Below are 11317 nucleotides of genomic sequence, written 5' to 3' on the forward strand. Positions count from 1 at the left end.
GCGGCTCACGCCCCGCCGACGCCTCACGGACCCCCCGGGGCCCGGGCCGGCTCACAGCTTGCCGCCCCGTCCGCCGTCCCGCCGCGCGGGCGCGATGAGCGTCGACAGGTACGGCAGCGGACCGGCGTCCAGCTCCGCCGCCGGGCGGATCGACTCCTCCGGCAGGCCGAGCGCGGAACCCCACACGGCGCCCTCCAGCCGCCCGGTCTCCCGCAGCGCCTCGGCGACCTCGGCCGCCTGCCGGCCGAACTTGTACGCGACGACCGTGCCCGGCCCGCTCAGCGCGTCCTTGAGCACCGCGGCCCCCGCGGTGACCGGCACCAGCGTCAGCGGTTCGGTCCCCTCGGTCAGCACCGCCCCGGACCGCGCGGCCAGATCCTGCATGGCGGTCACCCCCGGCACGGTCTCCACGACCGTGTCCGGCACCGACCGGGCGACGGTCTGCGCCAGATACGTGAACGTCGAGTACACATTGGGGTCGCCGATGGTCGCGAACGCGACACTGCCGTGCGCCCGCAGCAGCTCCGCCACCCGCTCACCGGCGGCGTCCCAGGCCGCCTCGCGCCGCGCCCGGTCACTGCGCTCGTTCAGCGCGAACACCACGCGGACCACCTTCTCCGCGGGCACGTAGTGCAGCACCGTCGCCTCGGCCCGCCCCCGCTCCCCGGTGTCCATCACCGGCACGACGACCACGTCGGCGGCGCGCAGGGCGTTGACGCCCTTGACGGTCACCAGCTCGGGGTCCCCGGGACCCACCCCGACACCGATCAGCCTGCTGCTCATGACGTCCGGCACCTCTCGACGAACCGACGGGCGACACCGGGCTCGGCCGCCCAGTGCGTGTGCAGATAGCTCGCGTGCACACCCCGCTGCACAAAACCCTCGACGCGCCGCTCGGGCGCCCGCACACCCCACGCGGGCGCGGGACCGGCCCCAGGTTCCACGGCCGTCCGGTGGAACTCGTGACCCCGTATCCGCGTCCCCGCCGCGGCCAGCGCACTGTCGGCCACCGCCACGGCGTCGCGGTACCCGAGGGTGAGCCGCTCCGACATCCGCGCCCCGGCCTCCAGCACGCCGCACATCGGCAGCCCGTCCAGCTCCCGGCACAGATACAGCAGCCCGGCACACTCGGCGGCGACCGGAGCACCGGCCAGCGCGAACTCGCGGACGGCCCTGCGCAGCGGCTCGTTCGCCGACAGCTCGGCGGCGTACACCTCGGGGAAGCCCCCGCCGATCACCACACCGCCCGTCCCCTCGGGCAGCCCCTCGTCCCGCAGCGGATCGAAGGGGACGACCTCGGCCCCGGCGGCTGCCAGCAGCTCGGCGTGTTCCGCGTAGGAGAAGGTGAAGGCACTCCCGCCCGCAACGGCGACGACGGGCGTGTCCGCGGATCGCGGACGACCCTCGGCCGCAGAACCCCCCGGCACAGAATCCAGGACCTCGGCCGCGTCCCACTCCGCCCCCGGCACCGCACCGGCCCCCCGCGCCAGTGCGACCAGCGCCTCCAGGTCACACCCCGCCCCGACCAGCGCCCCCATCGCCGCCACCGCATCCACCGCCGCGCCCCGCCGCTCGGCAACGGGCACCAGCCCGAGATGCCGCGACGGCGTCTCCACCTCCGCGGCCCGCCGCAGCACCCCCACCACCGGCACCCCGACCGACTCCACCGCCTCCCGCAGCAACGCCTCGTGCCGGTCCGACCCGACCCTGTTCAGGATCACGCCCCCGACCCGCACCTGCGGATCCCAGGAGACGAACCCGTGCACCAGCGCCGCCACCGACCGCGCCTGCGACGACGCGTCGACGACGAGCACCACCGGCGCCCGCAGCAGCTTGGCGACATGGGCGGTGGACGCCAGTTCACCCTCCCCCGATGCCCCGTCGTACAGCCCCATCACACCCTCGACGACGGCGATGTCGCACCCGCGCGCCCCGTGCCGGAACAGCGGGGCCACCAGCTCCGGCCCGCACAGGTACGCGTCGAGATTGCGCCCCACCCGCCCGGTGGCGAGCGCGTGGTACCCCGGGTCGATGTAGTCCGGACCGACCTTGTGCGGGGACACGGCAAGCCCCCGCGCGGCGAGCGCGGCCATCAGTCCCGTGGCGACGGTGGTCTTGCCGCAGCCCGACGCGGGCGCGGCGACGACCAGCCGGGGTACGGACGACGACGAGGAGGAGAGGGCGGGGGACGGGTTCACCACTCGATACCCCGCTGCCCCTTCTGCCCGGCGTCCATCGGATGCTTCACCTTGGACATGTCGGTGACCAGATCCGCGAGGCCGACGAGCGGCTCCGGCGCGTTCCGCCCGGTGATCACCACATGCTGGGTACCGGGCCGGTCCCGCAGCACCGCGACCACCTCGTCGGTGTCCACCCACCCCCAGTGCATCGGGTAGGCGAACTCGTCCAGCACGTACAGCCGGTACGTCTCGGCGGCCAGGTCCCGCTTGACCTGCTCCCAGCCCTCGCGGGCCTTCTCCTCGTTGTCCGTCTGCGCGTCGCGCTGCACCCAGGACCAGCCCTCGCCCATCTTGTGCCAGGCGACGCTCCCGCCCTCACCGGAGTCGCCGAGCACCCGCAGCGCCCGCTCCTCGCCGACCTTCCACTTCGCCGACTTGACGAACTGGAACACCCCGATCGGCCACCCCTGGTTCCAGGCCCGCAGCGCCAGCCCGAAGGCGGCGGTCGACTTGCCCTTGCCGATGCCCGTGTGCACCACGACCAGCGGACGATTGCGCCGCTGCCGGGTCGTCATCCCGTCCTCGGGCACGACACTCGGCTGACCCTTCGGCATTACGCGACCCTCCTCTGCACGTCCTTGACCAGCCCGGCGATGGAGTCCGCCCGCAGCTCGTCCAACGTCACGGCGGTACCCCCCAGCTCACCCGCGAGCTGCCCGGCGAGCCCCAGCCGCACCGGCCCCGACTCGCAGTCCACGACCACGGACGCGACCCCCTCGGCCGCGAACAGCCGCGCCGCCCGCCCCGCCGCCGCGACCGGCTCCGGACCACCGGTGGCCCGTCCGTCCGTCACGACCACGACCAGTGCCCGCCGTGCGGGATCCCGCAGCCGCTCCACCCGCAGCACCTCGTGCGCCCTGAGCAGCCCGGCGGCCAGCGGGGTCCGCCCGCCCGTGGGCAGCGATCCCAGCCGCGCCGCCGCCGCGTCCACCGACGACGTCGGCGGCAGCACGACCTCGCCCGCCGACCCGCGGAAGGTCACCAGCCCCACCTTGTCCCGGCGCTGGTACGCGTCCAGCAGCAGCGACAGCACGGCCCCCTTGACGGCACCCATCCGCTGCCGGGCGGCCATCGACCCGGAGGCGTCCACCACGAAGAGCACGAGATTGGACTCGCGCCCCAGACGGTTCGCCTGCCGCAGATCGTCCCGCCGCACCACCAGCCCCGGCCCCCTGCGCCCGCGCGCCCGCTGGTGCGGGGCGGCGGCCTGCACGGTCGCGGCCAGATGCAGCTTGGTGAGCGCGCCACGCGGACGCCGGGCCCCCGTGGTCCGCCCGTGCTCGGTCCGCGCCCGCGAACGCCGCCCGGCGGCACCCGTACCGATGCCGGGCACGCTCAGCACCTTCGTCCGGAACGGCTCGGCGGCCCGTACGGCCGACTGCTCGCCCGCGCCGGCCCCGGCGGGCTGCGGCTCCCCACCGTCTCCGGCCTCGGGAGCGGCGGAGCCCGCGTCGTCACCGCCCTGCGGCCCCTCGGCGGGCGGCTGCCCGCCTCCGCCGCCGGGACCGTCGGGGTCCGGATCGTCGTCGCTCTGGCCCTGGTCGCCGAACTCCCGCAGCGTCTCGTCCAGCTTGTCCTCGTCCAGCCCCGGAGCGTCGAACGGGTTGCGCCGCCGCCGGTGCGGGAGCGCCAGCAGCGCCGCCTGCCGCACGTCCTCGGCGAGCACCTCGGTCCGCCCGGCCCACGCGGCCAGCGCGGTGGCGGTCCGTGCCATCACGATGTCGGCGCGCATACCGTCCACCTCGAAGGCGGCACAGGTCGCCGCGATCTGCCGCAGCGCCGGGTCGCCCAGCCGCACCTGCGGCAGCAGTTCCCGCGCCGTCACGATCCGCGCCCGTACGGCGGTCTCCTCGTGCGCCCAGCGGGCGGCGAAACCGTCCGGATCAGCGTCGTAGGCGAGGCGCCGCCGCACGACCTCCACCCGCTGGTCCGGCTCCCGGGAGGCGGCGACCTCCACCGTCAGCCCGAACCGGTCGAGCAGCTGCGGCCTCAGCTCGCCTTCCTCCGGGTTCATGGTGCCGACCAGCAGGAACCGGGCGGCGTGCCGCACCGAGACACCCTCCCGCTCCACGTACGACGCGCCCATGGCCGCCGCGTCCAGCAGCAGGTCGACCAGGTGGTCGTGGAGGAGGTTGACCTCGTCGACGTAGAGGATCCCGCGGTGCGCGTCGGCGAGCAGCCCCGGCTCGAACGCCTTCACGCCCTCCGCGAGCGCCCGCTCGATGTCCAGCGCGCCGACCAGCCGGTCCTCGGAGGCACCGACGGGCAGTTCGACCATCCGCGCGGGCCGCGCGGTGCCCGCACCCGGCTCGTGCGGGCCGTCCGGACACCCCGGGTCCGGCGCCCCCGGATCGCAGGAGAAACGGCACCCGGGCACGGCAGCCACCTCCGGCAGCAGCCCCGACAGGGCGCGTACGGCCGTGGACTTGGCGGTCCCCTTCTCGCCGCGCACCAGAACTCCGCCGACGGCGGGGGACACGGCGTTCAGCAGCAGTGCGAGCCGCAGGTCGTCCTGCCCGACGACAGCGGTGAACGGAAACGGGGTGGTCACTTGTCGTCACCCTCCAAGTCGCCCTCCAGCTCCAGATAGGTGGCGCGCAGCCGCTCCAGCGTCTCGGCGTCCGGCTCCGCCCACAGGCCGCGGTCGGCGGCCTCCAGCAGGCGTTCCGTGATGCCGCGCAGCGCCCACGGATTGGACTTCTTCATGAAGTCCCGGTTCTCCGCGTCGAAGACGTACTCCGCGCTGAGCTTCTCGTACATCCAGTCGTCGACGACGCCGGCCGTGGCGTCGTACCCGAAGAGGTAGTCCACCGTCGCCGCCATCTCGAAGGCTCCCTTGTACCCGTGCCTCCTCATGGCGCTCATCCACCTGGGATTCACGACCCGGGCGCGGAACACTCGGTGCGTCTCCTCGCCCAGCGTGCGGGTCCGCACCTGATCAGGTACGGCCGAATCACCCACGTACGCCTCGGGGCTGGCTCCGGTCAGGTGCCGCACCATGGCGACCATTCCGCCGTGATACTGGAAGTAGTCGTCCGCGTCGTGAATGTCATGCTCACGAGTATCGACGTTCTTCGCCGCCACCGCGATCCGCCGGAACGCCGTCTCCATGTCGCCGCGTGCCGCCCGCCCGTCCAGCCCGCGGCCGTAGGCGTAGCCGCCCCAGACGGCGTACACCTCGGCCAGGTCGGCGTCGCTGCGCCAGTTCCGCGCGTCGATCAGCGGCAGCAGACCCGCCCCGTACGCGCCCGGCTTGGAGCCGAAGATCCGTGCGGTGGCCCGGCGCCGGTCGCCGTGCTCGGCGGTGTCCTCTTCGGCGTGGGCGCGGACGTAGTTGGACTCGGCCGGCTCGTCCAGCTCCGCCACCGCCCGCACCGCGTCGTCGATCAACCCGACGACATGCGGGAACGCGTCCCGGAAGAAGCCCGAGATCCGCACCGTCACATCGATGCGCGGACGCCCCAGCTCCTCCAGCCCGACGACCTCGAACCCCGTCACCCGGCGCGACGCGTCGTCCCACACCGGACGGCACCCCAGCAGCGCCAGGATCTCGGCGATGTCGTCGCCCTGGGTACGCATGGCCGAGGTGCCCCAGACCGTCAGGCCGACGGACTTCGGGTACTCGCCGGTGTCCTGCAGATACCGCTGCACCAGCGAGTCCGCCAGCGACTGGCCCACCTCCCAGCTCAGCCGGGACGGAATCGCCTTGGGATCGACGGAGTAGAAGTTCCGGCCGGTCGGCAGCACGTTGACCAGGCCGCGCGTCGGGGAGCCCGACGGCCCCGCCGGGACGTATCCGCCGTCCAGCGCCCGCAGGATGTGCCCGATCTCGTCCGTGGTCCGGGCCAGCCGCGGTACGACCTCGGTGCACGCGAACTCCAGCACCGCGACGGCTTCGGGCAGCTCCGCGCGGAGCACCTCCCGGATCAGCCCCGGGACCGCGCCCGCGTCCCAGTCCCGGGACTCCATCCCCTCCGCGATCCGCCGGCAGAGCTGCTCCAGCAGGTCGATCGCGTCGGCGGCGGTCCGGGAGGGCCCCCCGACCAGGTCGGACAGCTCGGCCGGCACCTTCACCGGGGCGCCCGGTTCGGCCAGCAACTCCTTCTCCACCAGCCCGAAGTGCGCGGCCAGCGACGCCCTGAGCCCCGGCAGCGCGTCGGCCTTCCCACCCCACACCTGCGAGGCGCGCAGCACGGCGAGGACGAGATTCACGCGCGGCTCGCCCACCGGGCCGCCACCGAGGATGTGCAGCCCATCCCTGATCTGCACGTCCTTGATCTCGCACAGGTAGCCGTCGATGTGCATGACGAACTCGTCGAACGCTTCGTCGTCCGGCTGTGCGTCCACGTGCAGGTCGTGGTGGAGCTCGGCCGCCTTGACCAGCGTCCAGATCTGCGCCCGCACCGCCGGGGCCTTGGCCGGGTCGAGGTCCGACACGAGCGCGTACTCGTCCAGGAGCTGCTCCAGCCTGGCGAGGTCGCCGTAGGTGTCGGCCCGGGCCATCGGGGGCACCAGGTGGTCGACCACGGTGGCGTGCCCGCGCCGCTTGGCCTGGGTGCCCTCGCCGGGGTCGTTGACGATGAAGGGATAGACGAGCGGCAGGTCCCCGAGGACCGCGTCCGGCGCGCACCCCGCACCGAGCCCCAGCCCCTTGCCCGGCAGCCACTCCATCGTGCCGTGCTTGCCCATGTGCACGATCGCGTCGGCGCCGAAGCTGTTCTCCAGCCAGCGGTAGGCCGCCAGGTAGTGGTGGGACGGCGGCATGTCGGGGTCGTGGTAGATCGCGATCGGGTTCTCGCCGAAGCCGCGCGGCGGCTGGATCATCACCACGACGTTCCCGAACTGCAGGGACGCCAGCACGATGTCGTCGCCGTCGACGTAGAGGGAGCCCGGCGGCTCGCCCCACGCCTCGGTCATCGCCGTGCGCAGCTCCGGGTCGAGCTTGTCGAACCAGGCGGTGTAGTCGGCGAGCGGCACCCGCGCCGGCGCGGCGGCCAGCTGGTCCTCCGTCAGCCATTCCACGTCGTGGCCGCCGGCCTCGATGAGCCGGTGGATCAGCTCGTCGCCGTTGTCCGGGTACCCGTCGACCGCGTACCCGGCGGCCCGCAGCGCGTCCAGCACCCGCACCGCCGACGCGGGGGTGTCCAGGCCCACCGCGTTGCCGACCCGGGAGTGCTTGGTCGGGTACGCCGTGAACACCAGCGCCAGCCTCTTGTCGGCGTTCGTCCGGTGCTTCAGCGCCGCGTGCCGTACGGCGATCCCCGCGACGCGCCCGGCCCGCTCGGGGTCGGCGACGTACACCGGAACATCGTCCGGGCCCTGCTCCTTGAAGGAGAACGGCACGGTGACCAGCCGCCCGTCGAACTCCGGGATGGCCACCTGCATCGCCGCGTCCATGGGGGACAGGGCGGCGTCCGACTCCTCCCAGGCGGCCCGCGAGGAGGTCAGGCAGAGCCCCTGCAGCACCGGGACGTCCAGGTCCGCCAGCGCCCCGATGTCCCAGGCCTCGTCGTCGCCGCCCGCCGACGCCTGCGAGGCGTGCGTGCCGCCGGCCGCGAGAACGGTGGCGACCAGCGCGTCCGCGCGGCCGAGGACCTCGTACAGCCCGGCGTCGGCGCCGCGCAGCGAACCGCAGTACACGGGCAGGGCGTTGGCGCCGCGCGCCTCGATCGCGTCGCACAGGGTGTCGACGAAGGCGGTGTTGCCGCTGAGCTCGTGGGCGCGGTAGAAGAGCACGCCGACCGTCGGGCGTCCGGCCACGGGGGTGCGCTCCCCGCGGACGCCGTACTCGGGCATCTTCCGCGGCTCGTCGAAGCCCTCGCCGGTGAGCAGCACGGTGTCGGACAGGAACCGGGCGAGCTGCGTGAGGTTGGCGGGCCCGCCCTCGACCAGATAGCGCAGCGCCTCCGCCACGACACCGGCCGGCACCGACGACTCGGCCATCAGCTCCGCGTCCGGCACGGCCTCGCCGCCCAGCAGCACGGTCGGGACTCGGGCCGCCTTCAGCGCGGCGAGCCCGTCCTCCCAGGCGCGCTTGCCGCCCAGCAGACGGACGACCGCGACGTCGGCGCCCTCGACCAGACCGGGCAGCTCCTCCCGGACGTCCACCCGAGTGGGGTTGCCGATCCGGTACGCGGCGCCGGAGGCTCGTGCCGCCAGCAGATCGGTGTCGGCGGTCGACAACAACAACACAGTGCTCATGCAGGCGCTCCCGGTGGGATGAAGGGCAGTCCTTGCGGCGCGCCCGACTCGATGAGCCGCCACAGCGCGTCCGTGTCCGCGTGCTGTTCGATCAGGTCGCCGAGCCGGTCGAGCTGCTCCTCGCGCAGCGCGGCGAAGGAGGTGTCCGGAGCCGGCCCGAAGCGGCGGCCCGCGGCGGCGGCCACCTCGCGCAGGAACGCCCGGCGGAAGCCGTCCGACTCCAGCGAGCCGTGCCAGTGGGTGCCCCAGGTCTGGCCGACCCGGCAGCCGTCCAGGAAGGGATCCCCTCCCTCGACGGTGGCGACCCCGTGATGGATCTCGTACCCCTCGACGTGCTCGCCGAGGGCCTCGCCGGCCGGCCGGGTGAGGGTCTTCTCGCGGGCGAACCGCACCCGCACGGGCAGGATCCCGAGCCCGGCGACCCGGCCCCGGCGGCTCTCCACGTCGTCCTCGATGTGCTCGCCGAGCAACTGGAAACCGCCGCAGATGCCGAGCACGGGCCGGTGCTCGGCGGCCCGCCGGACCAGGGCCTCGGCGATCCCCCGCTCCCGCAGCCAGTCGAGGGCCCGGACGGTTCCCCGGGTGCCGGGGACGACCACCAGATCGGCGTCCGCCAGTTCCTCGGGCCGGTCCACGAACCGCACCACGACGCCGGGTTCGGCGGCCAGCGCGTCCACGTCGGTGAAGTTGGACATCAGCGGGACGGCGCAGACGGCGACCCGCAGCACGTCCTCGCCGACCGGCGGGGCGACCACCGACTCCCGGACCGCGCCGCGCAGCGACACCCGCAGTCCGTCCTCCTCGTCGATGCCGAGCCCGTGCCGGAACGGCAGCACCCCGTACGTGTGCCGCCCGGTCAGCCCGTGCAGCATGTCCAGGCCCGGCTCCAGCAGTGACACGTCCCCGCGGAACTTGTTGACCAGGAACCCGGCGATCAGCTCCTGGTCCCGCGGCGCAAGCAGCGCCACCGTCCCGAAGAAGGAGGCGAAGACACCGCCCCGGTCGATGTCGCCGACGACCAGCACGGGCAGCCCGGCACCCCGGGCGACCCCCATGTTCACGATGTCGGTCCGGCGCAGATTGATCTCCGCCGGGCTGCCCGCCCCTTCACAGATCACCGCGTCATACGTGCCCCGCAGCTCGGCGAGACAGTCGAGCACCGTGCCGAGCAGTTTCTGCTGCCGCCCGCCGTGGTAGCCGCGTGCGCTCAACTCCCCGACCGGCCTGCCCAGCAGCACCACCTGGCTGCTCTGTTCGCCGCCCGGCTTGAGCAGCACCGGGTTCATCAGCGCCGTCGGCTCCACCCGGCACGCCTGGGCCTGCATGGCCTGGGCCCGGCCGATCTCCGCGCCCTCGCGGGTGACGAAGGAGTTCAGCGACATGTTCTGCGCCTTGAAGGGCGCGACCTTGACGCCCTGCCGTGCCAGCCAGCGGCAGATGCCCGCCGTGACTACGCTCTTGCCGGCGTCGGAGGTGGTGCCGGCGACGAGGAGACCGCCGTGCAGGGGTCCCTTGAGCCCGCTCATGACCTGCGTCCCTTCGCGACCGTCCGGCTCGCCAGCGCCCGCGCGCCCGTGCACACGCCGAGCGCCAGCCAGCTCACGCGCCGGGAGAGCCGCACGGCCCGGTCGATGTCGTCGGCCCGGACGGCCCGCCCGGCCGCCCCGTTGAGCACGGGCCGGTGCTCCACCCGGCCGCCGTAGGAGAGCGTGCCGCCCAGCCGTACGCCGAGCGCGCCGGCGAACGAGGCCTCCACGGGGCCGGCGTTGGGGCTGGGGTGCCGCGCGGCGTCGGCGCGCCAGGCGCGGACGGCCCCGCGCGGGTCACCGCCGGCCGCGGCGGCCAGTGCGGCGGTCAGCCGGGCGCCCGGACCGCCCGCCAGGTCGTCGAGACGTGCGGAGGCCCAGCCGAAGCGCCGGTACCGGGTGGACCTGTGGCCGACCATGGCGTCGAGGGTGTTGACGGCCCGGAAGCCGAGCAGCCCCGGCACGCCGCCGACGGCGCCCCACACCAGGGCGCCCACCACCGCGTCGGAGGTGTTCTCGGCGACGGACTCGACCACGGCCCGGGCGATCCCGTCGGCGTCCAGCGCCTGCGGGTCCCGGCCGCACAGATGCGGCAGCCGCGCCCGGGCTCCCCCGACGTCCCCTGTGCGCAGGGCCCGCCCGATCGCGTGCGCCTCCCGGGCGAGCGAGGTCCCGCCCACGACGGCCCAGGTGGCGGCGCCGGTCAGGGCGACGGAGGCGACGGGGGAGGTCCGGGCGGCACGTGCGGCGACGGCTCCGAGCGCCACGGCGCCACCGGCGCACACGGCGGTGTGCAGTGCGCCCCAGCCCCGGTGGTCGCGCCACAGCTGCCGCTCCACGGCACCGGCGGCCCGGCCGAACGCGGCGACCGGATGCCCGCGGCGGGGATCGCCGAGGAGGAGGTCGCAGAGCAGGCCGGCGGCGGCGCCGTACGCGAAGACGCGTTCGGCCCGCATCGGTTCAGCCGACCGGGGGGCAGGGCGAGGGATCGCTGGGGTACCGGTACCTCGGTCGGCAGCCGCGCATGGCGTCAAGTCCTCACTCAGGGTGTCCGCGCCCTGGTTCGACGAAACCGGCGGTGAGAGTTCCTGGCTCCCGGGGGTGGACGCCCCGGTGACAGTGGCGGGACCGCGCCGGATTCGCACCGGCTTCCTCTCCTGCCGCCGTACTGGCCCGGGAAGTCCACCACGCCCCCCGAACAGCCGTCAACTTGCTGTTGACCTGCGACGGGGAGTGTGCGGAGCCCCACACGCCGAGGGTGTGCGCGGGCACGCAAGAGAGGCGCGGGACGGTGGGTTCCGTCCCGCGCCCCGGGGGGGGGGGGGGGGGGGGGGGTGGGGGGGCCGGGGG

7 protein-coding genes and 1 riboswitch are annotated in these 11317 nt (G+C 74.4%); all 7 genes read right to left on the minus strand.

Going from position 1 to position 11317, the window contains the following annotated elements:
- Window positions 1-51 precede the first annotated feature (51 nt).
- The 7 genes from cobI to V5O46_RS27170 are packed head-to-tail and all read right to left on the minus strand — an operon-like array spanning window position 52 to window position 10923.
- Window positions 52-783, minus strand: a complete 732-nt coding sequence (cobI, locus tag V5O46_RS27140) for a precorrin-2 C(20)-methyltransferase (RefSeq protein ID WP_332887342.1) — start codon at window positions 781-783, stop codon at window positions 52-54.
- Window positions 780-2198, minus strand: coding sequence for a cobyrinate a,c-diamide synthase (locus tag V5O46_RS27145; RefSeq protein ID WP_332887343.1), 1419 nt, complete (start codon window positions 2196-2198; stop codon window positions 780-782). The genes cobI and V5O46_RS27145 overlap by 4 nt, the downstream gene beginning before the upstream one ends.
- Window positions 2195-2794: a cob(I)yrinic acid a,c-diamide adenosyltransferase gene (gene cobO / locus V5O46_RS27150; RefSeq protein ID WP_332887344.1), complete on the minus strand. Its 600-nt coding sequence runs from the start codon at window positions 2792-2794 to the stop codon at window positions 2195-2197. Before cobO ends, V5O46_RS27145 begins: the two co-directional genes overlap by 4 nt.
- On the minus strand, window positions 2794-4791 hold the full coding sequence (locus tag V5O46_RS27155; protein ID WP_332887345.1) for a putative cobaltochelatase: 1998 nt from the start codon (window positions 4789-4791) through the stop codon (window positions 2794-2796). Before V5O46_RS27155 ends, cobO begins: the two co-directional genes overlap by 1 nt.
- Window positions 4788-8441 carry a cobaltochelatase subunit CobN gene (gene cobN / locus V5O46_RS27160; RefSeq protein ID WP_332887346.1) on the minus strand — a complete coding sequence of 1218 codons (3654 nt, stop codon included), beginning with the start codon at window positions 8439-8441 and terminating at the stop codon, window positions 4788-4790. The genes V5O46_RS27155 and cobN overlap by 4 nt, the downstream gene beginning before the upstream one ends.
- Window positions 8438-9967, minus strand: coding sequence for a cobyric acid synthase (locus V5O46_RS27165; protein ID WP_332887347.1), 1530 nt, complete (start codon window positions 9965-9967; stop codon window positions 8438-8440). Before V5O46_RS27165 ends, cobN begins: the two co-directional genes overlap by 4 nt.
- Window positions 9964-10923, minus strand: coding sequence for a cobalamin biosynthesis protein (locus tag V5O46_RS27170; protein ID WP_332887348.1), 960 nt, complete (start codon window positions 10921-10923; stop codon window positions 9964-9966). Before V5O46_RS27170 ends, V5O46_RS27165 begins: the two co-directional genes overlap by 4 nt.
- Before the next feature lie 126 nt (window positions 10924-11049).
- A riboswitch (cobalamin riboswitch) is annotated at window positions 11050-11122 on the minus strand.
- Between the last annotated feature and the right edge of the window lie 195 nt (window positions 11123-11317).

Origin of the sequence: Streptomyces poriticola, assembly GCF_036689765.1 — a bacterium.
Lineage (GTDB): Bacteria > Actinomycetota > Actinomycetes > Streptomycetales > Streptomycetaceae > Streptomyces > Streptomyces poriticola.

Coding starts and splice junctions, on each gene's coding strand:
- cobO (WP_332887344.1), bottom strand. CDS start 2,794: ATGCCGAAGGGTCAGCCGAGTGTCGTGCCCGAGGACGGGATGACGACC.
- cobN (WP_332887346.1), bottom strand. CDS start 8,441: ATGAGCACTGTGTTGTTGTTGTCGACCGCCGACACCGATCTGCTGGCG.
- V5O46_RS27165 (WP_332887347.1), bottom strand. CDS start 9,967: ATGAGCGGGCTCAAGGGACCCCTGCACGGCGGTCTCCTCGTCGCCGGC.
- cobI (WP_332887342.1), bottom strand. CDS start 783: ATGAGCAGCAGGCTGATCGGTGTCGGGGTGGGTCCCGGGGACCCCGAG.
- V5O46_RS27170 (WP_332887348.1), bottom strand. CDS start 10,923: ATGCGGGCCGAACGCGTCTTCGCGTACGGCGCCGCCGCCGGCCTGCTC.